The sequence below is a fragment of the Microbacterium helvum genome (assembly GCF_014779795.1).
GTDB classification, from domain to species: Bacteria; Actinomycetota; Actinomycetes; order Actinomycetales; family Microbacteriaceae; genus Microbacterium; species Microbacterium helvum.
Genome location: NZ_JACXZS010000004.1, coordinates 1 through 23675 on the forward strand (window position 1 = coordinate 1; position 23675 = coordinate 23675).

At 69.2% G+C, this 23675-nt stretch carries 24 protein-coding genes, 1 tRNA gene and 1 pseudogene; 3 read left to right on the forward strand and 23 right to left on the reverse strand.

Translation table 11 applies throughout. The features are described 5' to 3' along the window. Nucleotides 1–173: 173 nt before the first annotated feature. Together IF188_RS06955 and IF188_RS06960 are read right to left on the reverse strand one after the other, a co-directional pair. Nucleotides 174–662: a hypothetical protein gene (locus tag IF188_RS06955; RefSeq protein WP_191171076.1), complete on the reverse strand. Its 489-nt coding sequence runs from the start codon at nucleotides 660–662 to the stop codon at nucleotides 174–176. A gap of 78 nt (nucleotides 663–740) precedes the next feature. Continuing rightward, nucleotides 741–1349 carry a TetR/AcrR family transcriptional regulator C-terminal domain-containing protein gene (locus IF188_RS06960; RefSeq protein WP_191171077.1) on the reverse strand — a complete coding sequence of 203 codons (609 nt, stop codon included), beginning with the start codon at nucleotides 1347–1349 and terminating at the stop codon, nucleotides 741–743. A gap of 42 nt (nucleotides 1350–1391) precedes the next feature. Here IF188_RS06960 and IF188_RS06965 point away from each other — a divergent pair, with 42 nt between their 5' ends. After that, nucleotides 1392–1799: a nuclear transport factor 2 family protein gene (locus IF188_RS06965; RefSeq protein WP_191171078.1), complete on the forward strand. Its 408-nt coding sequence runs from the start codon at nucleotides 1392–1394 to the stop codon at nucleotides 1797–1799. A gap of 100 nt (nucleotides 1800–1899) precedes the next feature. Here IF188_RS06965 and IF188_RS20115 read toward each other — a convergent pair. The 15 genes and pseudogenes from IF188_RS20115 to rplU all read right to left on the reverse strand — a co-directional run bounded on the left by IF188_RS20115 (nucleotide 1900) and on the right by rplU (nucleotide 12731). Further along, nucleotides 1900–2354 (reverse strand): annotated as a pseudogene (locus IF188_RS20115) (DoxX family protein). A 102-nt stretch (nucleotides 2355–2456) separates the two neighbouring features. Next, the gene (locus IF188_RS06970) at nucleotides 2457–3425 is read right to left on the reverse strand and encodes a hypothetical protein (RefSeq protein ID WP_191171079.1); all 969 of its coding nucleotides are present in this window, start codon (nucleotides 3423–3425) and stop codon (nucleotides 2457–2459) included. After that, nucleotides 3418–3552, reverse strand: coding sequence for a hypothetical protein (locus IF188_RS20355; RefSeq protein WP_263575370.1), 135 nt, complete (start codon nucleotides 3550–3552; stop codon nucleotides 3418–3420). The genes IF188_RS06970 and IF188_RS20355 overlap by 8 nt, the downstream gene beginning before the upstream one ends. A 529-nt stretch (nucleotides 3553–4081) precedes the next feature. Next, complete coding sequence (locus IF188_RS06975) at nucleotides 4082–5278, reverse strand: site-specific integrase (RefSeq protein WP_191171080.1); 1197 nt, start codon at nucleotides 5276–5278, stop codon at nucleotides 4082–4084. A gap of 71 nt (nucleotides 5279–5349) precedes the next feature. Next, entirely contained in the window at nucleotides 5350–5583 is a 234-nt protein-coding gene (locus tag IF188_RS06980) for a helix-turn-helix transcriptional regulator (protein WP_191171081.1), read from the reverse strand. A gap of 157 nt (nucleotides 5584–5740) precedes the next feature. Next, nucleotides 5741–5816 (reverse strand) — tRNA-Ala (locus IF188_RS06985). Between the two features lie 71 nt (nucleotides 5817–5887). Then, nucleotides 5888–6268: a ribosome silencing factor gene (rsfS, locus tag IF188_RS06990; protein ID WP_191171082.1), complete on the reverse strand. Its 381-nt coding sequence runs from the start codon at nucleotides 6266–6268 to the stop codon at nucleotides 5888–5890. Further along, nucleotides 6265–7542 (reverse strand): hypothetical protein, encoded by a 1278-nt coding sequence (locus tag IF188_RS06995; protein ID WP_224751595.1) that lies wholly within the window; start codon nucleotides 7540–7542, stop codon nucleotides 6265–6267. Before IF188_RS06995 ends, rsfS begins: the two co-directional genes overlap by 4 nt. Further along, nucleotides 7539–8135 (reverse strand): nicotinate-nucleotide adenylyltransferase, encoded by a 597-nt coding sequence (nadD, locus tag IF188_RS07000; protein ID WP_191171083.1) that lies wholly within the window; start codon nucleotides 8133–8135, stop codon nucleotides 7539–7541. Before nadD ends, IF188_RS06995 begins: the two co-directional genes overlap by 4 nt. An 11-nt stretch (nucleotides 8136–8146) precedes the next feature. After that, nucleotides 8147–8371, reverse strand: coding sequence for a hypothetical protein (locus IF188_RS07005; RefSeq protein ID WP_191171084.1), 225 nt, complete (start codon nucleotides 8369–8371; stop codon nucleotides 8147–8149). Nucleotides 8372–8427: 56 nt separating this feature from the next. After that, complete coding sequence (locus IF188_RS07010) at nucleotides 8428–9687, reverse strand: glutamate-5-semialdehyde dehydrogenase (protein WP_191171085.1); 1260 nt, start codon at nucleotides 9685–9687, stop codon at nucleotides 8428–8430. 30 nt (nucleotides 9688–9717) lie between these two features. Continuing rightward, complete coding sequence (proB, locus tag IF188_RS07015) at nucleotides 9718–10542, reverse strand: glutamate 5-kinase (RefSeq protein WP_191171086.1); 825 nt, start codon at nucleotides 10540–10542, stop codon at nucleotides 9718–9720. Continuing rightward, nucleotides 10539–12056 carry a GTPase ObgE gene (gene obgE / locus IF188_RS07020; RefSeq protein WP_191171087.1) on the reverse strand — a complete coding sequence of 506 codons (1518 nt, stop codon included), beginning with the start codon at nucleotides 12054–12056 and terminating at the stop codon, nucleotides 10539–10541. Before obgE ends, proB begins: the two co-directional genes overlap by 4 nt. 90 nt (nucleotides 12057–12146) lie before the next feature. After that, on the reverse strand, nucleotides 12147–12404 hold the full coding sequence (gene rpmA / locus IF188_RS07025; protein WP_191171088.1) for a 50S ribosomal protein L27: 258 nt from the start codon (nucleotides 12402–12404) through the stop codon (nucleotides 12147–12149). Between the two features lie 18 nt (nucleotides 12405–12422). Beyond that, nucleotides 12423–12731 carry a 50S ribosomal protein L21 gene (gene rplU, locus IF188_RS07030; RefSeq protein WP_026305464.1) on the reverse strand — a complete coding sequence of 103 codons (309 nt, stop codon included), beginning with the start codon at nucleotides 12729–12731 and terminating at the stop codon, nucleotides 12423–12425. Nucleotides 12732–12909: 178 nt separating this feature from the next. Here rplU and IF188_RS07035 point away from each other — a divergent pair, with 178 nt between their 5' ends. Continuing rightward, complete coding sequence (locus IF188_RS07035; RefSeq protein WP_191171089.1) at nucleotides 12910–13176, forward strand: DUF4031 domain-containing protein; 267 nt, start codon at nucleotides 12910–12912, stop codon at nucleotides 13174–13176. A 7-nt stretch (nucleotides 13177–13183) separates the two neighbouring features. Here IF188_RS07035 and IF188_RS20515 read toward each other — a convergent pair whose 3' ends face one another. Continuing rightward, nucleotides 13184–14272 (reverse strand): glycosyltransferase, encoded by a 1089-nt coding sequence (locus IF188_RS20515; protein WP_191171090.1) that lies wholly within the window; start codon nucleotides 14270–14272, stop codon nucleotides 13184–13186. 68 nt (nucleotides 14273–14340) lie between these two features. Next, complete coding sequence (locus IF188_RS07045; protein WP_191171091.1) at nucleotides 14341–16770, reverse strand: Rne/Rng family ribonuclease; 2430 nt, start codon at nucleotides 16768–16770, stop codon at nucleotides 14341–14343. A 327-nt stretch (nucleotides 16771–17097) separates the two neighbouring features. On the opposite strand from IF188_RS07045, the gene IF188_RS07050 reads away from it, so the two are divergent. Next, on the forward strand, nucleotides 17098–17706 hold the full coding sequence (locus IF188_RS07050; protein WP_191171092.1) for a vitamin K epoxide reductase family protein: 609 nt from the start codon (nucleotides 17098–17100) through the stop codon (nucleotides 17704–17706). 70 nt (nucleotides 17707–17776) lie between these two features. On the opposite strand, the gene ndk is transcribed toward IF188_RS07050, so the two are convergent. The 4 genes from ndk to ileS are packed head-to-tail and all read right to left on the reverse strand — an operon-like array spanning nucleotide 17777 to nucleotide 23361. Next, a complete protein-coding gene (gene ndk, locus IF188_RS07055) occupies nucleotides 17777–18190 on the reverse strand; it encodes a nucleoside-diphosphate kinase (RefSeq protein WP_191171093.1) in 414 nt (137 codons plus the stop codon). A gap of 34 nt (nucleotides 18191–18224) precedes the next feature. After that, a complete protein-coding gene (locus tag IF188_RS07060; protein WP_318152825.1) occupies nucleotides 18225–18641 on the reverse strand; it encodes a DUF4233 domain-containing protein in 417 nt (138 codons plus the stop codon). Beyond that, entirely contained in the window at nucleotides 18638–19996 is a 1359-nt protein-coding gene (locus IF188_RS07065; RefSeq protein ID WP_191171094.1) for a bifunctional folylpolyglutamate synthase/dihydrofolate synthase, read from the reverse strand. The genes IF188_RS07060 and IF188_RS07065 overlap by 4 nt, the downstream gene beginning before the upstream one ends. After that, complete coding sequence (gene ileS, locus IF188_RS07070) at nucleotides 19993–23361, reverse strand: isoleucine--tRNA ligase (RefSeq protein ID WP_191171095.1); 3369 nt, start codon at nucleotides 23359–23361, stop codon at nucleotides 19993–19995. Before ileS ends, IF188_RS07065 begins: the two co-directional genes overlap by 4 nt. Nucleotides 23362–23675: the final 314 nt, after the last annotated feature.

Genomic DNA, 23675 nt, shown 5'->3' on the forward strand with positions numbered 1-23675 from the left:
CCACAACACCCTCTGGATCGAGACCGGCGAGGTCAACATGCGCGAACACACCGCCGCGGCCGGCTGAACTCGGGCCGGTGAGCGTCGCGCCCACGGGAGTGGCGCTCACCGGCAATACCGGTGGCCCCGAGAGTGAATATCGACTGGCGCTCAACCGCAATAATCAGTGGCGCTCACGACTCCAAATACTCACCGGGGCCACCCACGAGAACGAAGTCCATCATCATGGCCGCACGGGGCTCCGTGCGTAACTCGCCGGCAGATTCAAGATAGGCCCGGAGTACTAGCGCCTGGGCGAGCGAGTCGGAAAGGTTCCAGTTGATCGTGGCGTGCCTGCCACGGGCAGACTCAAGGGTGGCCTCGGCAACCACCGCCTTGAGCTTGGCATTGGCTCCGCCAGTCGTCTCTACGGACTTGCTGAAGGTATCGATCGCACCTAGCTTGCCGAGGAACCGATCCCCGAGGCGCTTCTGATTCAGGTAGAGGTTCGGATAGCCGGTCTGAGGAAACGTCAATTGATTAAGCGTTTCCTGAACTGACTCATACCAGGGCGACATCACGTTCCTCCCAGACAGTGCGCACAGTCTCCCATTACCCGGCGAGGTCAGCAATGGATGCAAGCGCGCAACGCTGCCGCGCTCGTGGCGCTCCGCTTCGGGCATTGCCCGGATGGGGATCCCGGCCGGAGGCTCGCCTGGGTATGTCAGTCACCGCGGCTCATAGTCGTCTGGCGGAACCGTTCAGGTTCCGAGGATGAGGCGCAGTCCGATGACGAATCGGTCTTCCGTTTCTCGTCGTCCGAGGTCGGACATCGCCTCCCTGACGAGGGGCGAGTCGATGGCAAGCCCCGGCGCGATCTTCCGCGGCATGAGTTCTTGCAACACCCATCCGAGCATGTAGGCGACCGCGGTGACGTGCCGGTCGGTCGCCTCCCTCAGCGGCATCCCACTGTCCGTGAGCAACGTGAGAGATCTCTCGGTGAGACGCGCGCTCGCCTGGGTGAGTCGTGGAAACTCCAGGATGAGCAAGGCGGCCTCTGAGTGGTCGAGCAGCGCCCGCCGGTACGCGACGAATGCGGCCACCAGGTCCGGAGACGGCGGTAACCGCACCCCGTCGAGAACGCGTTCGACGACCAGTTCGATCAGGTCGTCCTTGCCCGCGACGTGGAAGTAGAGGGACGCAGCTGTCACATCGAGGTCCTGTGCCAGCCTGCGCATCGTCAGAGCCTTGCGTCCCTCGCGATCGAGCAGCGCAACGGCGGCGTTCGCCACGCTGTCGCGAGTGATCCCGCGATGCCACTCTCGCTTGGCCCGCGGACTGCGGTCGGCGCTCTTGACAGGATCATCCATGAACGACAACCTAACATCGTTAAGTTTACCTGAGGAGGAGACATGGCGTCGAACATCGAAATCGTGCAGCAGCTGTACGGGGCATTCATGCAGGGTGACATCGACGGTGTCCGTGACCGCCTCTCTGCTGACGTGGAGTGGCGGGAGCCGGCTTATCAAGGCGACGGGGGCGCGTACACCGGCCCGGACGACGTGATCGCCCACCTCTTCGAAGGCGAGCCCGTCGTCGAGGACTACCGGCTCGAGATCGTCGACATGCTCGCCAGCGATCACCGCGTCGCGATCGTGGCCGCGACCTCCGGAACCCGCGACGGGCGTCCCCTCACAAACGAGTACATCCAACTCGTCACCATCGCCGACGGACGAGTCAGCGCCGTCCGCAACTACTGCTGGGACCCCCAGGCTCTCCGCGAATTCTTCGCGCCCGCACCCGACCCCGCGAACGTCTGACCGACTCCGAGCGAGCAGACACCCTCCATCGCGCAACCCCGTCACGGTCCCCTTAGTGCGCAATGCTCGTTTGCGGATCGTGACGACGTGGTGGTGTTGGTCAGCTTCGCCTGCGCCTGGGCCCGCGCGGACGTAGCGCCGCAGTCGTCGCTTGCGACCATGGCCCCGCGGACCACAGCGCCCACCCGATGAGGATCGGCTGGAGAACAGCCTGTTGAAACGGGCCCGATCAGTGCGCAGCAGCGGCGCCGAGCGTCCTGTTCGCCAATGGTGCACGTTTCCCGGGAACACCGCGACGAAGAACGCCGCCGTCAGCGCCCCGACGGTGCGCCGCTCACGCGGAAGTGCGATCAGCGCCCCGCCGAGCATGATCTCGACAACGCCTGAGGCCACGACGATCGCGTCCTTGTCGAGGCCAGATGGACGAGTGGCCCAGTCCGGGACGGCGATCTGGAAGCCTCGCCTCGCCCAGAACAGGTGCGCAAGCCCCATGTAGACGAGAAACCCGCCGAGAAGCATCCGAGCGCCAGTCCGCGCGGTCAGTCCCACCGTCATCGCGTCAGTCTGACAGGCTTCCTCCGCTTCGGATCGGATCGATCATCCACACCGACAGCGCGCAACGGCCCCGGTTGCGCGCAATGCCCGCATAGGGATCGATCAGAGCGAAAGATCGGGCCCGCGACTGGCCCGATCCGTCGTCAGCCAGCGGAAGACCGTCAGCGACGATGTCGGGGACGCGACGCTTGCACGGCGGTAGCCACGACTCGCGAACTCAAGCGCGTGACGGCGCGGCTCCGTGTACACGTCGAGGGGCAGCATCCCGCCCCGGAAACGCGCGCGCGAGACCTCAGCGACCCGCGCCCGCAACTCGACCTCATGCTCGGCGAAGTACTCGTCGGCGATCGCGAGGATCTCGCGCACCACACGACGGTTCTCCGAACGCTCCTGAAGAGCCTGGACCAGGCCGGGAGGAGTCGGCTGGTCCTGAGCACGGATACGAGCGACGTCCTCACCCGTACGTTTCCGCGCGAAGAAGGCGTCGGCCACGGCGTCGTTGTGGCGCCGCTCCGGCGCGTGCACGCGGTGCAACTGGCGTTCTGGAAGCCCGGCCCGCGCGCGACGACGTGCCTGGCGCCTCGCTTCGTTTTCGCGTTCGCGATACGTCGCCCGCTGATCTGGAGTGGGCGACCAAGTCGAATCGCGGCCGACCTCCCGGGCACGGTCGACCGCGCGCCGACGAGCCTCGTTCGCCTTGTCCGGGTCAGCAGCCTCCCGAGCACGCCGGCGCTCCGCAATCGAGTCACGGTTCCGGTAGTAGTAGTCACGCTGAGCCTGCTTGTACGCCCCAGGATGCTTCTGCTTGTACCGTTCACGTGCTTGCTGACGCTCCTCTGGGTGCTCCTTCGCCCACGCCTTCGCGCGCTCGATCCCCTTCTGACGCCGCTCCGTCTCGTCGCGCTTGCGCTGAGCCTGACCGCGCATGTACTCGCGGTTCTTGCGGCGGATCTCCTCACGGTTTCGGTCACGGTACTCGGCGTAGTACGTCGGGTGCGCGTCGTTCCATGCCTTGCGCTGCGCGGCGAGCCGCGCCGCACGCTCGTCATCGCGCGATTGCGCGTCACTCATGGCCATCCGCCGCGAGCACGCCGTCGAGCTCCGCGAGCGCCGTGAACAATTCCTCACGCGTCGCCGTCGGGTCGGTAATCGCTCGCGCGAAGAGCCCGCTCATCCGTTCGCGTTCGGCGTCGGACACGTCACCGAGCCGTACGAGACATCATTCGATGTCCTCGGCGAGGCTGTAGCCCGGATCATGTGCCTCGATGCCGGGGTAGTACAGAAACGCGAGCACAGCCACGTGCTCCAGGACAGCGTCAACGCGCTCACGATCGCTCATGGCGGAAAGGTGCGTGTGCCGCGCCCACGAGCCGGTCGGTGATGTCTGGGACCCGTTCTGCGCTCATCCGTGTTCGGCCGGAGGGAGGACGCTTGTGGCCGAACGGAGCCGGTGGCACCCGCTTCTTGCAGCGCAGGAAGGTCCGACGGGCACGTGGAGCTTGGTGGACGCGTTCGACCGCGTTTACGGAACGCATTGAGCTGCGTCGTGTGAGCGCCACCGTCCTCCGGTATCGCGTCAGCTTCCGCGGCGAGCTCATTGGCTGGTCAACAACCCTCCGCTTCGCGTGTGAGCGAGTGCACGCCGAGTTCCTACGCAGCCACGGCCCCAACGGCGGACCGATCGCCACCTGTGGCACGGACGAACGGGAGCGATAGGCCGAGAAGCCCTACGCCGCTTCGATGTCTTCGTGATCAAGGAAGTCGAGAGCGGGGAACTCGGCCACGCCATCATCGTTCGAAAGAAGCGAAGCATCGGGGCTCTCGCGGCGCAGGGTCCGCTCGAGAATTCCTGCCGGCGCCCGATCCACGGTGCGGTCGGGCTCGATGTAGTGCCCTTCGGTGATCGCGGTCGAGCCGTGGCCGAGGAAGGTGGCGGCGGCATCGGCGCTCGACCCGCGCGCGATGACCGTCGCGCCAGTTCGGCGATACCAGCGAAGTGTGATCCCCTCCCCCGCGAGATCTGCCAGCTCGAGGAACGCGCGGAAGGTCCGTCGAACGTTGAACGGGCTGAGAGGCTTGCCCGCGCGATTTGCGAAGATCGTCCGTTGCGGGTCGCTGGTCGGGATGCCGGCGAGCCGTGCGCGCAGCACGGCAGCTGCGAAGTCGGGTACGGCGATGCGGCGGATGGAGTGCTCGGTCTTGGGGTGGTCCTGCCTGACCGCGCCGCTGCCGGTGCGCAGGACGACGGTTCCTGTCACGGAGATCGTCATACCGCCAGGACCGTCGTCGACATCGCCTACGCGAAGAGCCAGGCACTCGCCGATGCGCAGCGCGGTGCCGAGGAGCACTTCGATGATGTCGCGCACCTGACCGTCGGGCTTGGGTCCCTTGACGTCCGGACCGGTGCGCCAGCGACTGGCGGCGTCGCGGATTGCACGAATCTGCTCGATGTTCAGCGCCTGTCGCTCGCCCTTCGGTCTCCGCAACGGACTCGTCCCCTGAACGGGATTCCGCGGGATCGCATCGTGTCGGAGCGCAAAAGCGAAGAGCTGGTTGAGGACGGTTCGCGAGTGGTGCGCGCGAGAGAAGGACACTGCGCTCTCCGATCTGAGGAACCACTCCACGCGACCCGTGGTGATCTCGCCGAGCGAGAAGTGCTCGAACTGTGGCCTCACTCGGAGCCGGAGATCGTCGCGATAGTTCTTCTTCGTCCCGTCCGACAGCTCGCGCAGCTCCAGGTCCTCGAGCCAGAGATCTGCGAGGTCTCGGAAGGAGCTGCTGAGGTCGAGGAGACCGCCGGCTCCAAACCCGGGCCTGTCGAGGAGGCGCTCCTTCAAACGGGCTCGAGCCGCCGATTCGGTGCGCGCAGCACCGGTGACTCTGCGCAGTCGCCCGTCGGCGTCGCGAATACGCGCCAGCGCCACGTACGACCCGCCGCGCCTCGTGACGCTGATGGTGCCGTACGAGCCGATCAGGGTGCGCGGCCGTCCGCCGTTCACAACGCGCCGCCATTGTGGCGCTGCTCATCGGCCTGTTCCATGCGCTCGACCCACGCGTCGATCTCGGTCTTGCGAAACCTCAACTGGGTGCCCACACGGAATCCATGCGGCCCGCGCCCCTTGCTTCGGAGGTCGTAGATCGTCTGAACGGAAACCTTCAGCTCGGCGGCAAGTTCGGCCAGCGAGACGAAGTTGCCGAGTCCCGACTCTGAGGTGCCGCTGCTGTCCATACAGCGAAGGTGCGCGGGCGTCACCGCGTACCTTCCAGATAGTTCTAGGAGGCTCGAAAGCGCCCCGTGACTACTCGGCGAAGTGTCCAGTAAACGACTACCAAACATTCAAGCTCCCTTATCGGGGAGTGAAGTTTCGGTGCTTTACCGGGAGTTTTGGTGGACCTGAGGGGACTCGAACCCCTGACCCCCTGCATGCCATGCAGGTGCGCTACCAGCTGCGCCACAGGCCCTGACCGTTCCCCCGCTCTCGCGGGGCAACTCGTCTAGCTTACAACACTCCGAGGGGTGCTCCGAACCACGGTCACTCCTCGGCGCCCGCGCGCGCCGGCAGCTGGACGGGGACGACGGGGCAGTCCTTCCACAGGCGCTCCAGCCCGTAGTACACGCGCTCCTGCTCGTGGAACACGTGCACGACGAGGTCGCCGAAGTCGATCAGCACCCAGCGGGATTCCTGGCGTCCCTCTCGGCGCAGGCGCTTGTGGCCCGCCTCGAGCAGCTTGTCCTCGATCTCGTCCGCGATGGCGGCGACGTTGCGCTCATTGCGCCCCGTCACCAGCAGGAAGATGTCGACCAGCGGCAACGGCTCGGACACGTCGAGGGCGATGAGATCCTCGCCGCCCTTCGCGTCCGCGGCGGTCGCCGCGATCTGGAGCATATCGAGCGACTGAGGGGTCGCGGTCATGAGAAGACTCCCGTCACGAAGGCGAGGATGAGGACGCCCACCAGGGCGAGGGCGAGCACGCCCGCAGTCACGGCGAGCGACATCATGAGCTTGCCGCCCTTCTCGGGCGCCGGCGGCTTGATGACCTCGCCGGGCATCTTGACAGTGCTCACCGCGGCGCTGGCGGCGATCGGTGTGGGCGACGAGTGGACCGGAAGCTCGCCGTCGACCAGCGTCGCGTCGATCTCCTTGCCGTCCGCGGTGCCCTTCGCGTGGCCGGTGGAACCCAGCCCCTCGGGAAGGTTGAACGTGCCGGTCACGATGACTTCGCCGGTCGCGGTGACCGGGGCGACCAGCGGTGACACCTCGGGCGCCTGCGCGACGATCAGCGCACTCGGCAGCCCGATCGCGCCGGTGGAACGCGAGAGCAGCTGATCGAACGACGGCGGGAACTCCGCCGCGGGCTCGCGCTCGGGCTCGGGAGCCGGTTCAGGGACCGCGTGGGCATCGGCCTCGAGCAGGCCGGCGCCCAGCAGAGGGCTCACGACGGCCTTGGACTCCTCGGCGATCGGGCTCTCGACGCCGGCGAGCGCCTGGTCGAAGGAATCCACAGCGGCATCGTCGGCGAGCGGCTGGATCCACGAGACCTGCGGAGCGCTCGGGGCCGCGGCGACGGGGGCGGGTGCGGGTGCGGCTGCGGGAGCTGCGGCCGCGGGAGCGACAGAGGCAGCATCCTTCGCCTCGGTGTCGCGCGGCAGACCGAACAGCGCATGCATCCCGCTGTCCGTGCTGACCTCTTCGGAGTCGTCGGACTCGACGAACAGGGAGGGCGTCGGCGTCGCGGCGGAGACAGGTGCCGGCTCCGCGAACTGCGGCTGGTCCGTCGGCGGTGCGGGGGACGGCGAGAAGGCGAACGCGGGTGCGCCGGTCGCCGCGGCGTGCGCGGCGATGACCTCGGGGGTGATGACCGGCACCGAGGCGGTCCGGATGCGTTCCTGCTGGCGGGCCTGACGACGCGTGAGCGGCGAAACGCCCAGGTCGACGGCGGAGTCGGCGACGGGTGCCGGGGGCACGACGGCGGGTTCGGCGGGGCGCGGGAACGGCGCAGCGCTGACGGGCACGACGGCGGGGGGCGGCGTCGGCACGGGCGCCGCCGGGACGGCGGACACAGGAGCCTCAGGCGCCTCGTCGGCGACCGGCGCTTCGGTGATCACGGGAGTCGCACCCGTGTTCCGCAGCTCGCGGATCTGCTTGCGGGTGAGGGCGGGCGATGCCGGTTGCTCGGGTGTACTCATTCCTTGCTCCGGTAGAGATGATGCTTCGCAATGTATTGGACGACCCCGTCGGGCACGAGGTACCACACCGGGTGTCCTCGCTGGACCCGGTCGCGGCAGTCCGTCGACGAGATGGCGAGGGCGGGGATCTCGAGCTGACTGACGTCGTCGCTGGGCAGGCCGTCCGTGCTCAGCACGTGTCCGGGGCGAGACACAGCGACGAAGTGGGCGAGGTCCCACAACTCATCATGGTCTCTCCAACTGAGAATTTGCGCTATGGCATCTGCCCCAGTGATGAAGAAGAGCTCCGCGTCTGGGCGCTGGGCCTTCAGATCGCGGAGCGTGTCGATGGTGTAGGTGGGGCCGTCGCGGTCGATGTCGACGCGGCTGACCGTGAAGCGAGGATTGGATGCCGTCGCGATGACGGTCATGAGATACCGGTGCTCGCTGGGCGAGACGTCCGCCTTCTGCCACGGTTCGCCCGTGGGAACGAAGACGACCTCATCGAGGTCGAACCACTGGGCGACCTCGCTCGCGGCGACGAGGTGACCGTGGTGGATGGGGTCGAACGTCCCACCCATGACCCCGATCCTCGAGGCCCCGGTACCGACCATGCGGTGCTGCCTCAGTGGCCGTGCCCCGCTCGCTGCACGTCGTTCGCGTGGGCCTTGGCGTACGCCTCCGCCTTGTGCGCGTGGCGGTTGGCCACGTTGCGGTACGACAGCGTCACCAGAGCCAGCGCGGCGAACACGAGGATCGCCACGATGCCGTAGCCGACGGTCTCGAGGGCGACGTTGCCGGTGTGCTCCGCCTCTTCGGCGGCGATGGCGATGATCGTGGCGAGTGTCATTCGGGCTCCGTTTCGGGTTCGCCCTCAAGGGCGCGGGACTGATCCAGTGTATTCCGTCAGGCGCGGACTTGTCCGGCGCCGCGCGCCAGCCACTTCGAGCTGGTCAGCTCGGCGAGCCCCATCGGTCCCCGCGCATGCAGCTTCTGCGTCGAGATGCCCACCTCGGCGCCGAAGCCGAACTCGCCGCCGTCGGTGAACCGCGTCGACGTGTTTGCCATCACCACGGCTGAATCGACCTCGGCGAGGAAGCGGGCCTCGTTGGCGGCATCCTTCGTCACGATCGATTCGGTGTGGTGCGTGGAGTAGCGACGGATGTGCTCGAGGGCCTCGTCGAGATCGTCCACGACGCGCATAGCGAGGTCGAGGCTGAGATACTCGGTCGCCCAGTCCTCGTCGGTGGCCGGCGTGACGTCGGCGGCGAGCTCGGCGACGGTGGGGTCGCCGTGCACGGTCACTCCGCTGCGCTGCAGGGCTTCGACCACCGGGCCGACGAGTCGCGCGGCGGCGTCGCGGTGCACGAGCACCGTCTCCACGGCATTGCATACGCTGGGGCGCTGCGTCTTGGCGTTCACCACGATGTCGCGGGCCCAGTCCAGCGGCGCGCTCTCATCGAGCACGATGTGGACGACGCCCGCGCCGGTCTCGATCACGGGCACCGACGACTCGGTGACGACGGTCTCGATCAGCTGAGCGCTGCCACGCGGCACGAGCACGTCGACGATGCCGCGAGCGTGCATGAGCTCGCGCGCACCTTCGCGGCCGAACTCGTCGACGGTCTGGATGGCCTCAGGGTCGTGCCCGAGGTCGGCCAGCGCGCCGCGCATCGCGCGCACCAGTGCGGCGTTGGTCAGCTCGGCGGCCGTGCCGCCTCGCAGCACGACGGCGTTCCCCGAGCGCAGCGCGAGCGCGGCGATGTCGACCGTGACATTCGGGCGTGCCTCGTAGATCGATCCCACCACGCCGAAGGGGACGGCCACCTTGGTCAGAGACACGCCGTTTGCGAGCGTGCGCTCGTCGAGGACGCGTCCGACCGGGTCGGGGAGTGCGGCGATGTCACGCACAGCGGCCGCCAATGCTGCGACACGCGGCTCGTCGAGTCGCAGCCGGTCCTGCAGCGCCGTGGACAGACCGTTCTCGGTGCCGCGCCGCAGGTCCTCGAGGTTCGCCGCCACGATGTCTGACGACGCCGCTTCGATCGCCTCCGCGATCGCGAGCAGTGCATCGCGCTTCGCGTCGTCGGCGAGCAGTCCGATGCTGCGCGCGGCGTCCTTGGCGAGGAGCATCCGTTCCCGGGCCGTGGTGGCGGTGGTGGTCATCCGTCCAGTTTAGGGCGACCGAACCTCTTGTCAGCCGACGCGGACGGCACCGGTGACCGGCGACGCGGCGGGCGCCGGGTTCGCCTCGAACCAGGTGCCGATGTCGTCGCCCGCGAGCGCCTCGCCGACGAGATCGGCGCTGGTCACGAGGACGCCGATGCCGGATGCCGCGGCCAGGCGCGCCGCCGAGACCTTGGTCGCCGCTCCCCCGGTGCCGACGCTGTTCACGACGACGGAGCCGAACTCGAACCCGTCGAGGTCGTCGCCGTAGGCGACGCGCGGGATGGGCACAGCGCCGGGCTCGTCCGGCGGACGCGTGTACAGGCATTCGATATCGCTCAGGAGCACGAGCGCGTCGGCTCCGATCAGCTGTGCGACGAGGGCCGCGAGCCGGTCGTTGTCGCCGAAGCGGATCTCGTGCGTGGCGACGGTGTCGTTCTCGTTGACGACCGGCAGGATGCGCAGGCCCAGCAGCCGCTCCATCGCCCGTCGCGCGTTCTCTCGGTGCGTCGCGTTCTCGAGGTCGCCGGCGGTGAGCAGCACCTGCCCGGCCACGATCCGGAAGGGTCGCAGCGCTTCCTGATAACGGTAGATCAGGATGTTCTGACCCACCGCCGCGGCGGCCTGTTGTGTGGCGAGGTCGCTCGGGCGCTCGTCGAGCAGGAGGAACGGCATGCCCGTCGCGATCGCGCCGGACGACACCAGCACGACTTCGACGCCGCGCCCGTGCGCTGCGGCCAGCGCGTCGACGAGCGGACGGATCTTGTGTGCGTTGTCGCCGCTGATCGACGAGGAGCCCACCTTGACGACCACGCGCCGGGCGGTGGCGATGTCTGCGCGTTCGAGGGCGCTCACTCGTCGTCCTCGTCGTCCCACGGATTCGGACCGCGCTCGGCGAGTCGTTCGGCCTCGAGCTCGGCGCGCGCCTCGGCCTTCGCGTCCATCATGTCGTGGTACATGTCGCGGCGTTCGGACGTCGTGCGGCGCGTGCTGCGGAGCAGGCGCGGGTCGGTGCCGCGCGGCGCCGTCATGAGCTCGGCCGTCGACGAGACCGACGGCTCCCAGTCGAAGACGATGCCGTCGCCCTCGCCGATGACGACGGTCGCTCCGGGGACGGCGCCGGCGCGGTACAGCTCGTTCTCGACGCCCAGCTTCTCCAGCCTGTCGCCGAGATAGCCCACGGCCTCCTCGTTCTGGAAGTCGGTCTGCTGCACCCATCTGAGCGGCTTGTCGCCGAGGATGCGGTACACGTTGCCGTACGTCCCGCCCTCGACGCGGATGCTGAACTCCTTGTCGGCGCCCTTGGGGCGGATCACGACGCGCTCGGGGGCCGGAGCTGCGGCCTGCTCCACCCGGTGGGTGGACACGATGTCGCCGAGGGCGAAGGTGAGCTGTCGCAGGCCTTCGTGGCTGACCGTCGAGATCTCGAAGACACGGAAGCCGCGCTCTTCGAGATCGGGACGCACCAGATCGGCGAGATCCTTGGCCTCGGGGACGTCGACCTTGTTCAGCGCCACCAGCTGCGGCCGTTCGAGCAGCGGGAGCTGCCCGTCGGGAACCGGATACGCGGCGAGCTCGGCGAGGATCACATCGAGGTCGCTCAGCGGGTCGCGGCCGGGCTCGAGCGTCGCGCAGTCGAGCACGTGCACGAGAGCCGTGCAGCGCTCGACGTGGCGCAGGAACTCCAGACCGAGTCCCTTGCCCTCGCTCGCGCCCTCGATGAGGCCGGGAACATCGGCGACGGTGAACCGCACGTCGCCGGCCTGCACCACGCCGAGGTTCGGATGGAGCGTCGTGAACGGGTAGTCCGCGATCTTGGGCCGGGCGGCCGAGATCGCCGCGATGAGGCTCGACTTGCCGGCAGACGGGTAGCCCACCAGAGCGACGTCGGCGACGGTCTTCAGCTCGAGCAGGACGTCGCCCGTCCAACCGGGGGTGCCGAGGAGCGCGAAGCCGGGCGCCTTGCGCTTCGGCGTCGCGAGCGCGGCGTTGCCGAGACCGCCGAGACCGCCCGGCGCGGCGACGAAGCGCATGCCGGGCTCGATCATGTCGACGAGGGTCTCGCCGGACGCGTCCTTCACCACCGTGCCCACCGGCACCGGCAGCTCGAGCGACTCGCCGGCCGCCCCGGAGCGGTGGTCGCCCATGCCGAAGCCGCCGTTGCCCGCGGAGCGGTGCGGCGAGTGGTGGTAGGAGAGGAGGGTCGTGACCTGCGGGTCGGCCACGAGGACGACATCGCCGCCGTGACCGCCGTTGCCGCCGTCGGGGCCGGCGAGCGGCTTGAACTTCTCGCGCTTGACCGACACGCAGCCGTTGCCGCCCTTGCCGGCGCTCAGATGCAGCGTCACGCGATCGACGAACGTGACCATGCGGTCCCCCTCAGGCCTGGGTGCTCCCCAGAGTAAAGGGAAGGGGCGAGCCGAAGCCCGCCCCCTCCTCGAAGTGTGAAACCCGGTGGATTACTCCGCCGCCGCCACGATGTTGACGACCTTGCGGCCGCCCTTGTGGCCGAACTCGACCGAGCCCGCGGCCAGCGCGAACAGGGTGTCGTCGCCACCGCGGCCGACGTTGGCGCCGGGGTGGAAGTGGGTGCCACGCTGGCGGACGAGGATCTCGCCGGCGTTGACGGCCTGGCCGCCGAAGCGCTTCACGCCGAGGCGCTGAGCGTTGGAGTCACGACCGTTGCGGGTGGAGCTTGCGCCCTTTTTGTGTGCCATCTCTGCGTCTCCTGTGGCTTACTTGATGCCGGTGACCTTGACGCGCGTGAGGTCCTGACGGTGCCCCTGGCGCTTCTTGTAGCCGGTCTTGTTCTTGAACTTCTGGATCACGATCTTCGGACCGCGCTCTTCACCGAGCACCTCGGCGGTCACGGTGACCTTCGCGAGCTTCTCGGCATCGGTCGTCACGGCGTCGCCGTCGACGAAGAGCACCGCGGGGAGCTCGATCTTGTCGCCGACCTTCGCGGCCTGGCGGTCGAGAACGACGATCGTGCCGACCTCGACCTTCTCCTGCCGGCCGCCGGCGCGCACAACTGCGTAAACCACTTCACACCTGTTTCTTCTGGGAGCACGCGCACGCGCTCAGGACGTCAACAAAGACTTGGTGCGGATATCTCGACGCACCAAGGGTCTACTTTACCAGATGCCCGAAGGCTCCGCGAAAGCATGCGGCCCCGTGTCGCTGTATCACTGCGTCGCCGCATCCCATGAATAGTATCTGGACGTGACGATCCTGATCGACGACCCCCGCTGGCCCGCGCACGGCCGGCTGTGGGCGCACCTCGTCAGCGACGCGTCGATCACCGAGCTGCATGAGTTCGCGGCGGCGAACGGGATCCCCGCGCGGGGTTTCGACCTCGACCACTACGACGTCCCCGAAGAGGCGCACGCCCGGCTGATCGCCGCGGGAGCGGTGCACGTGGACGGGCACGAGCTGGTGCGCCGGCTCATCGCCTCAGGACTGCGGGTGCGCGCCCGGGACCGGCGCTGACCCCGGCTCACGCGGCCGCGGACATCTCCAGCACCTCGGCCGCGCGTGCCGGACCGTCCAGGGTGCGCACGGCATGCCCCAGCCTCTCCGCCCGCTCGTGCACGGCGCGATCGGCGAGCAGTGCCAGGATCGCCGACCGGATCGCGTCGGGCTCCGAGCGCCGGGACATCGTCGCGCCGACCCCTGCGCGCGCGATCGCGCGCCCGACGCGGGGCTGGTCGGACGCACCGTCCAGCGGCAGCGTCAGCACCGGGACCCCGTGCGCGAGCGCGGCGAGCGTCGTGCCGTGCCCGCCGTGGCCGACGACGAGCGAGGCGGACGGGAACAGCTCGTGGTGCGGCATCCACTTCCTCACCTCGATGTCGTGCGGAATGCGCAGCTCGTCGGGCGAGACGGCCGGACCGAGCGTGGCGACGACATGGGCGTCCAGCCCGTCGGCCGCGTCGAGGACCCGCTGCCACGTCACCACGAGATCGGGGAAGCGGAACGTGCTCAGGCTGAGCACCACCGTCGGCTCGGTGGGGTTCGCGGCCACCGCGGCAGACATCGACCCGGCATAGACGACGGTCCCCGGGTGCGCCGACAGCGCCGGCTGCGGGGCGAAGGGGGCGACCAGAGCCGGGACGGAGGCCACCACGATCGGCATCGCGTGCGCCCGCGCCGCGCCGACCTTCACACCGCGGGTCCAGCCGATCGCCGCCAGTGCGCGCATGCCCGACGCGAGGAAGTCGTGCAGCGTGTGCTCCAGGACCGCGTAGCGGCGGCCCATCCGGTCCAGCGCGTCGAGCACACTCACCAGCAGGCAGTCCACGACCACGACGTCGGCCGGGTGCTCGACCAGCAGAGCGAGGGTGTCTTCGGCCATGCCGCGGTCGAAGACGAGGCGCAGCAGGCCCCGCGGACCCGAGTCGAGAACGAACCCCGGCGCGCTGGCGTACGCCGTGAAGTCCAGCCCTGCGCCGCGGTAGGCGTCGGCCTGCGAGTCGTGACCGAGCACGCGAACCTCGTGGCCGCGCCGCAGGAGGGCGCGCGCGATCGCGATGGTCGGCATGCGGTTGCCGCCGCCATCCCACGTCACGAACACATAGCGCGCCACGGCGCCTCCCCAGGTCCCCGTCGCCAAGATTAGCGACCGGGAACCCGAGGCGACAATGCTCTGTGCGATCAGTCCTCGGCGGGAGTGTGCGGCACCGGCGTGCCGGTGAGCGCCGCCGTCGTCACGCGACGACGCGAGCGACCCTGACCGGGCGCCTTCGGCTCGGGCAGAGCGTTGAGCACCGAGTCCAGGAGCATGTCCTTCTCGGTCTTCGACTCCTTCTTCGCCGCGGGCTGCTTCGCACCGGAGTCCGAGCGCTTCTTGCGCTGCTTCTTCGGCCGCTCGACAGGGACCTCCTCCACCGCCGCGGCAGCCGGCGCCTCGTCGGTGTGATGGATGGTGGATGCCGCGATCTGGGCGAGGGCGGACTTCATGCCCTCGGTGATGACATGAGTGCCTGTCGAGCCGTTCGAGGCCGGCGGCGTGCTGCTGCCGCTCCCGCCGCGCGAGCGGCGTCCGCCGCCGGACGGCGCGGCGCCTGCGCCGGGCGCACGGTGCTTGACGACCGGGTCGTGGTGGACGATGAGGCCACGGCCCGCGCACACCTCGCACGGCTCGCTGAAGGTCTCGAGCAGGCCGAGACCGAGCTTCTTGCGGGTCATCTGCACGAGGCCGAGCGAGGTCACCTCGGCGACCTGGTGCTTGGTGCGGTCGCGGCTCAGGCACTCGACCAGACGTCGCAGCACGAGGTCGCGGTTGGACTCCAGCACCATGTCGATGAAGTCGACGACGATGATGCCGCCGATGTCGCGCAGGCGCAGCTGCCGCACGATCTCTTCGGCCGCCTCGAGGTTGTTCTTGGTGACGGTCTCTTCGAGGTTGCCGCCGGAGCCCACGAACTTGCCGGTGTTGACGTCGACGACGGTCATCGCCTCGGTGCGATCGATGACGAGCGACCCGCCCGACGGCAGCCAGACCTTGCGGTCCAGCGCCTTCTCGATCTGCTCGGTGACACGGAACTCGTCGAACGGGTCATGGTCGCCCTCGAAGCGCTCGACGCGCTCCAGCAGGTCGGGAGCCACGGACTCCAGGTACTTCGTGATCGTGTGGTGCGCGTCCTCGCCCTGGATCAGCATCTTCGAGAAGTCCTCGTTGAAGACGTCGCGGACGATCTTCACGAGCAGGTCGGGCTCGGAGTGCAGAAGCGCGGGGGCCTGGATCGTCTCGACCTGCTTGGAGATGTGCTCCCACTGGTTGGTGAGGCGCTGCACGTCGCGGGTGAGCTGATCCTCGGTGGCGCCCTCGGCGGCGGTGCGCACGATGACGCCCGACGACTCAGGGAGCACCTCCTTGAGGATCTTCTTCAGGCGCGCACGCTCGGTGTCGGGGAGCTTGCGCGAGATGCCGTTCATGTTGCCGCCCGGCACGTACACGAGGTAGCGGCCCGGGAGCGAGATCTGGCTGGTCAGGCGGGCACCCTTGTGTCCCACCGGGTCCTTCGTGACCTGCACGAGAACGCGGTCGCCGGTCTTGAGCGCGAGCTCGATGCGACGCGGCTGGTTGCCCGTCTCGACGGCATCCCAATCCACTTCACCCGAGTACAGCACCGCGTTGCGGCCTCGGCCGATGTCGACGAACGCCGCCTCCATGCTCGGCAGGACGTTCTGCACGCGGCCGAGGTACACGTTGCCGATGAGCGACGCGTCCTGGTTGCGGGCGACGTAGTGCTCGACCAGCACGTTGTCTTCGAGCACGGCGATCTGGATGCGGCCGTTGCGCGAACGGACGATCATGTCGCGGTCGACGGCCTCTCGGCGCGCGAGGAACTCGGCCTCGGTCACGACGGCGCGGCGGCGGCCAGCCTCGCGACCGTCGCGGCGGCGCTGCTTCTTCGCCTCCAGCCGCGTGGAGCCCTTGATGCGCTGCGGCTCGGTGATGAGCTCGACGGCGCGCTGGCGCGGCTGCGACGGCTCGGCGGAGGTGGATGCCTCGTCACGGCCTTCTCCCCCGCGACGGCGGTTGCGCCGACGCGAGGTGCTCGACGTGGCCGCTTCCGGCTCGGGCTGCGGCTCGCGACCAGGGCGGGCCGGCAGCAGCGTGATCGCAGGCGCGTAGAAGTGGAGGTCCGTCGACACCGCCGACACGAAGACCTCGGGCAGCAGGCCCAGGCTCACCGCGGTCGCGGGGCCTTCGGCCTCGGTCGGGGCCGCGTCGGTCGGAGCGGCGTCGGCCTCGATCGACGCAGAGTCGGCCGCGGCGTCGCCTTCGGGCGCGGCCGCCGCCTCGGGCGCGTCGTCCGCGGCGGCGGGCGCGTCGTCCGCGGCTTCGGGCGCGTCAGGCCCGGCCTCGGGCGCGACAGGGTCCGGCTCCCCCTCGACGGGTGCCTCTTCGGCAGACGCCTCCGCGTCTTGCTGCGGTGCGGCATCCACCGCGTCCGTCTCGGCGACCGTCTCATCGGCGGGCGCCGCCTCAGCGGGCGCCTGCGACGCGGCGTCCGCGTCTAGCGGAGCGTCCGAGTCGGTCTGAGGGGTGAATTCTGCATCGGTTCCATCAGCCATCACTGGCGTACTCCTAGCGGGACGACACCGCGCGTCGCCCGGCGAAATCTCGTGCGGCGCCGCCCGTGCCCTCTGGCGGGGCGGTGCCGCGAACTCACTCGGTCTGCAGCGGAGGTCCGGCGCTAGGCGGATGCTCGCGCTGCCAAGGGCATTCGTCGCCCTGAAGTCTTCTGGTGATGATCGGTGCGGCGCGGCCGCTCGTCATCGACGCCTATTATCGCACTTCCCCCGGCAGAATGCCCATTCGCGCCGCGCCGCGCATTTCGCAGAGCTTTCCCACGGCGCCCTGCGAAGCGTCCGCCAAGGCGTCGATGCCATAATCCGAGCATGGTGACTACCCCCGCCGAGCGCCCGGAGGCGCGGACGCCCTACGCTCTCGCCATCGTGCTGATCGTGGGCGGTCTGCTGGGCCTGCTGGCGTCGTTCGCGCTGACGATGGACGACATCAACCTGCTGAAGAATCCGGACGCGGCGCTCAGCTGCAACGTGAACTCCGTGGTCAACTGCGGCAAGAACATCGACTCATGGCAGGGCAGCGTCTTCGGCTTCCCCAACCCGATCCTGGGGCTCATGACCTTCCCCGCGCCCGTGGTCGTGGGCTTCGCGCTCATCGCGCGAGCGCGCTTCGCGGCCTGGTTCTGGTGGATCTTCAACGCGGGCCTGCTGTTCGCGATCTCGTTCGTCTACTGGCTGGCGTTCCAGAGCATCTTCGACATCGGCACGCTGTGCCCGTGGTGCTCGCTCGTGTACCTCGTGACGATCCCGATGTTCCTCATGGTCACGGTGCGGAACCTCCGCGCGGGTCTCGCCGGCGACGCGCTGCGACGCTTCGGCGACGCCATCGCGGGCTGGGTGCCGCTCATCGTGATCGCGGGCTACGTGATCATCTTCGGGGCGGCTCAGCTGCACCTCAACATCCTGGCCACGCTGTTCTGACGCCGGTCGCCGCGATATACGAAGGGGCGGGGCGCATTCTTCCGAATGCGCCCCGCCCCTTCGCGCAGGCTCAGAACCAGATGTCGAGCTCCCGCGCGGCCGACTCGGGGCTGTCCGAGCCGTGCACCAGGTTCTGCTGGACCTTCAGTCCCCAGTCGCGACCGAGATCGCCGCGGATCGTCCCCGGTGCTGCCGTCGTGGGATCGGTGGTGCCCGCGAGCGAGCGGAAGCCCTCGATCACGCGGTTGCCCGCCAGGCGGATCGCGACCGACGGGCCCGACATCATGAACTCGAGCAGCGGCTCGTAGAACGGCTTGCCTTCGTGCTCGGCGTAGTGACGCTCGAGAGTCTCGCGGTCGGGCTCGACCAGACGGATGTCGACGAGGGAGTACCCCTTCGCCTCGATGCGGGCGAGGATCGCGCCGGTGAGGCCGCGCGCGACGCCGTCGGGCTTGACGAGGACGAGGGTCTCTTCGGTGGCCATGGGAGTCTCCGTTCGGATCGGACTTCTTCTGGGACTATTCGGGGTGATCGGCCGCGAGGCGGGCGTTGCGTCGGTCGAGGGCGGCCCCCTTGATGGTGGCATACCCGTACATGACGCCGAAAACGACGGCCACGATCGCGAGCGCCGGCACCAGGAACGCGCCGAGCAGCACGACGAGCTGCAGCGCCCAGCCGAGGACGATCCCCCACCGGTACCGCGTGACGCGGGTGGTCGCGATCATGAGGAGCGCGACCACTGCGCCGGTGACGATCCCCCACCACGGGGGGATGCTCGCCGGCAGCGCCTTCAACCCGTAGACGACGAGCCCGCCGAGGAACGCGATGATCGACTCGAAGCCGAGCACGATGGTCGCGAGGGACTCCTCGGCGCCGCGGGCGCGACGCTGCTTCAGCGGTGGCTCGCCCGCGCCGGACGGCCCTGTCTCGCTCACTCGCTCCACCCCGCCTTCCAGTCCTCGGCGACCGACAGCGCGAGTGCTTCACCCGCGAGCACGACCGACCCCGCGATGACGACGGCGCGGCGGTCGGATGCCGCGGCCCACGCCCGTGCCGCGTCAGCGGCCTCGGAGAGGTCCCGGTGCACCGAGACGCGCAGGTCGTGCGCTTCCGCGAGATCGGCGATGGCGTCGGCGTCCTCGGCACGCTCGGAGTCCGGCGCGGTGGCGAACATGTGGGCCGCCACCGGCGCGAGGGCGTCGACGATGCCTGCGGCGTCCTTGTCGGACAGGACGCCCAGCACGACACCCCACTCATCGAAGTCGAACGACTCGCGCAGCGCGGTGACGAGCGCGCGGGCGCCGTGCGGATTGTGCGCGGCGTCGACGAGCACGGTCGGGGCCGCACCGACCAGCTGCAGACGGCCCGGCGACGTGACGCCCCCGAGCCCTTCGGCGAGGACGTCGCCGGCGATCGGCTGCGTGCCCCCGCCCACGAGCGATTCGACCGCGGCGATCGCGAGCGCCGCGTTGAAACCCTGGTGTGCGCCGTACAGCGGCAGGTACTCGTCCTGGTAGGTGCCGGCCAGACCGCGCACCGTGATCTGCTGCCCGCCCACGGCCAGACGCTGCTCGGCGAGCGCGAACTCGCCGCCCTCGAAGGCGATCGTGGCTCCGCGCGCGTCGGCGGCGGCGCGCAGCACGGCCTCGGCGGCCGCATCCTGCCGTGCCGACACGACGGCCGCGCCGTCCTTGATGATGCCGGCTTTCACCGTGGCGATCTCAGCGATCGTGTCGCCCAGCCGATCGGCATGGTCGACGTCGATGGGAGCGAAGACCGCGACGTCGCCGTCCGCCGTGTTCGTGGAGTCCCACGCGCCGCCCATGCCGACCTCCAGCACGAGGACGTCGATGGGCGCATCGGCGAACGCCACGAAGGCGAGCACGGTCAGCAGCTCGAAGAAGGTGAGCGGCGCGTCGCCGGCAGCCTCGAGCTCGGCATCGACGATCCCGACGAAGGGCACGATCTCGTCCCACGCCTCCGCGACCGCCGCATCGTCGATCGGCTCGCCGTCGACCATGATCCGCTCGGTGAACCGCTCGAGATGGGGGCTCGTGAACAGGCCGGTGCGCAGGCCGTGCGCGCGCACGAGACTCTCGATCATGCGGCTGGTGGACGTCTTGCCGTTGGTGCCGGTGACGTGGACCACGCGGTACGTGCGCTGCGGGTCGTCGAGCAGTTCGAGCACGCGGCGCGTCCGATCGACACGCGGCTGCACCCAGCGCTCACCCTGGCGCTGCAGCAGCGCCTCGTACACCGCGTCGGCGCGCCGGCGGTCGCGATCGCTCACTTCGAGACCTCCGCCTTCGACACGGCCACTGTGAACTCGCCCCGGTTGGCGTAGGTGCCCGCGGGGAAGGTGGCTTGGTGGTCGTGGCTGTCGACGAGCGCATCGGGCGCCACGAGCACCGCGTGCTCGACCGCGAGCGTCTCCCCCGCGACGTCGGCGGAGACGAACGCCGACTGCACCGCGTCGCCGTCGGCGGCGTCGTCGAACACCAGGGTCAGGCGGATGCGGTCGCTGACATCGAACCCGGCCGCCTTGCGCGTGTCCTGCACGGCGCGGATGACGTCGCGCGCCAGCCCCTCGGCCTCGAGTTCGGGGGTCGTGGTGGTGTCGAGCAGCACGAAGCCGCCCTCGGCCAGGAGCGCGATCGCGGTTCCCTCGTCGACGCCGCCCGCCTCGAGGGTGAGCTCGTACTCGCCCTCCTGCAGGGCGATCCCGTCGACGACGACCGCGCCGTCGCGCTCCTCCCACACACCCGACTTCGCGCCGGCGATGACGTGCTGCACCTGCTTGCCCAGGCGCGGCCCTGCAGCCCGTGCGTTGACGCTCAGCCGCTTGCTGATGCCGTAGCGCGCGGACAGGTCGTCGGCGAGCTCGAGCACCTCCACCGACTTGACGTTGAGTTCGTCGCGGAGGATGCCGTCGAACTGTGCCAGGGCGGCAGCATCCGAAACAGCGACCGTGAGCCGCGGCAGCGGGAGCCGGACGCGGCGTCCCTCCTTCTTGCGCAGCGCGTTCGCGACGCTCGACACCTCGCGCACGGTGTCCATGGCCGTGCGGATGTCGGCGGCCGCGGGGAACTGCGACGCGTCGGGCCAGTCCTGCAGGTGGACGCTGCGGCCGCCCGTCAGCCCCTGCCAGACGCGCTCAGAGATCAGCGGGATCATCGGAGCGGCCACCCGCGTGAGCGTCTCGAGCACCGTGTAGAGCGTGTCGAACGCCTCGGTGCTGCGGGGGTCGTCCTCGGTCACCCCGACCCAGAACCGGTCGCGCGAACGGCGGATGTACCAGTTGGTCAGCGCCTCGGCGAAACCGCGCAGGCGGGCCGCCGCAGCCGGCGAGTCCAGCCCGTCCAGGTCGTCGGCCACGTCGCGGACGAGGTCGCCGGTGAGGGCGAGGATGTACCTGTCGAGCACGTCGGTCGAATCGGTCCGCCAGGACGCCTGGTAGCCCTCGCCGCCCGGGCCGGTCGCGGCGTTGGCGTAGGTGGCGAAGAAGTACCACGCGTTCCACAGCGGCAGCAGGAACTCCCGCACCCCGGATCGCAGCCCCTCTGCGGTGACGATGAAGTTGCCGCCGCGGAGGATCGGACTCGCCATGAGGTACCAGCGGGTCGCGTCGGAGCCGTCGGATTCGAAGGTCTCGTTCACATCGGGGTAGTTGCGCCGCGACTTGGAGGCCTTGAACCCGTCGTTGCCGAGGATGATCCCGTGGCACGACACGCCCGTGAACGCGGGGCGGTCGAACAGCGCCGTCGACAGCACATGCATGACGTAGAACCACCCGCGGGTCTGCCCGATGTACTCGACGATGAAGTCCGCGGGCGAGTGCTCGTCGAACCAGTCATGGTTCTCGAACGGGTAGTGCACCTGGGCGAACGGCATCGACGCGGAGTCGAACCACACGTCGAAGACGTCCTCGATGCGGCGCATGGTGCTCTTGCCGGTGGGGTCGTCGGGGTTGGGGCGCGTGAGGTCGTCGATGTACGGGCGGTGCAGGTCCACCTCGCCCTCCGCGTTGCGCGGCAGACGCCCGAAGTCGCGTTCGATCTCTTCCAGCGAGCCGTAGACGTCGATGCGCGGATGCTCGGGGTCGTCGCTCTTCCACACCGGGATCGGCGACCCCCAGTAGCGGTTGCGGCTCACCGACCAGTCACGGGCGCCCTCGAGCCACTTGCCGAACTGTCCGTGCTTGACGTTGCCGGGCACCCAGGTGATGAGCTCGTTGTTCTCGAGCATCCGGCTCTTGATGTCGGTGACGCGGATGAACCAGCTCGATACGGCGCGGTAGATGAGCGGGTTGTGGCACCGCCAGCAGTGCGGGTACGAGTGCTCGTAGCTCGCCTCGCGCAGCAGGCGCCCCTCCTGGCGCAGCAGGCGGATGAGCGGGCGGTTCGCGTCCATCCAGAGCTGGCCGGCGACGTCGGTCACCTGCGGCAGGAAGCGTCCACCGTCGTCGAGACTCATGATGAGGGGGATGCCGGCGGCCGCGGTGACCCGCTGGTCGTCCTCGCCGTAGGCCGGTGCCTGGTGCACGATGCCGGTGCCGTCCGCGGTGGTGACGTAGTCGTCGACGAGGATGCGCCAGGCCGAGCCCGTGCCCCAGGTGGCGGCATCCGCGTAGTAGTCGAACAGGCGGTCGTAGGTGACGTCCTCGAGGTCGGCGCCGAGCAGGGTCTGCTCGACGGCGGCGCGGGCATCTTCCGCCGACTCGTAGCCGAGGTCCTTCGCGTACCCGGCGAGCAGCTCCTCCGCGAGCAGGTAGCGGTGCGCCGTGGCGCCCTCGGGGTCGTCGCCCGCGGGCACGTCGGCGGCACCGGCCGGTCCGCCCGGCACGACGACGTAGCGGATGTCAGGCCCGACGACGAGCGCGAAGTTCGTCGGGAGCGTCCACGGTGTCGTCGTCCAGGCGAGCGCCCGCACGCCGGTGAGCCCGAGCGCCTCGGCCTTGACTCCCGTGAGCGGGAAGGTGATCGTCACCGACGGGTCCTGGCGCATCAGGTACACGTCGTCGTCCATGCGCAGCTCGTGCGCCGACAGCGGCGTCTCGTCGCGCCAGCAGTACGGCAGCACGCGGTGGCCCTCGTAGGCGAGGCCCTTGTCGTAGATGGTCTTGAACGCCCACAGGACGGATTCCATGTAGGTGAGGTCGAGCGTCTTGTAGCCGCGGTCGAAGTCGACCCAGCGCGCCTGACGGGTGACGTAGTCCTCCCACTCGCGCGTGTAAGCGAGCACCGACTCACGGGACTTGGCGTTGAACGTCGCGATGCCCATCGCCTCGATCTCGCTCTTCTCGGTGATGCCGAGCTGCTTCATGGCCTCGAGTTCGGCCGGAAGGCCGTGCGTGTCCCACCCGAACACGCGGTCGACCTTCTTGCCGCGCATGGTCTGGAACCGCGGGAAGAGGTCCTTCGCGTAGCCGGTCAGCAGGTGGCCGTAGTGCGGCAGTCCGTTGGCGAACGGAGGACCGTCGTAGAAGACCCACTCCTCCGCGCCCTCGCGCTGCGAGATGGAGGCCTGGAAGGTCTGGTCGGCCTCCCAGAAGGCGAGCGTCTCCTGCTCGATGTCGGGGAAGCGGGGGCTCGGGACGAGGGGGGCAGGCGCCGCGTCGGCGGCGGGGCCGAAGGCGGAGGGGCGGGGGTAGGTCATCATCTCTCGCAGGTGCTCGCTCGTGTGCTTCCTGCCGGGACGGCCGTCCCGGATGCGGATCCAGGTCTGCCGCGGTACCACCCTGCATTGATGGATGCCGGTGGCCCGGCATCCATCCCCTCTCACTGCGGCTGTGACGGGCCTGACCCGTTCGGTTCTAGTGACGGTGCCCGTCCGATGACGGACGAGCACCGCGTTCTTCCGAAGACTCCCCGGTGATGGCCGGATCGATGTCGCTGGACTTGATTCTACCCGGCGGCGATGCGGTAGGCTGTGCCGAGCGTGGGAGCGCTCCCACGCGTGACCCCCGACTC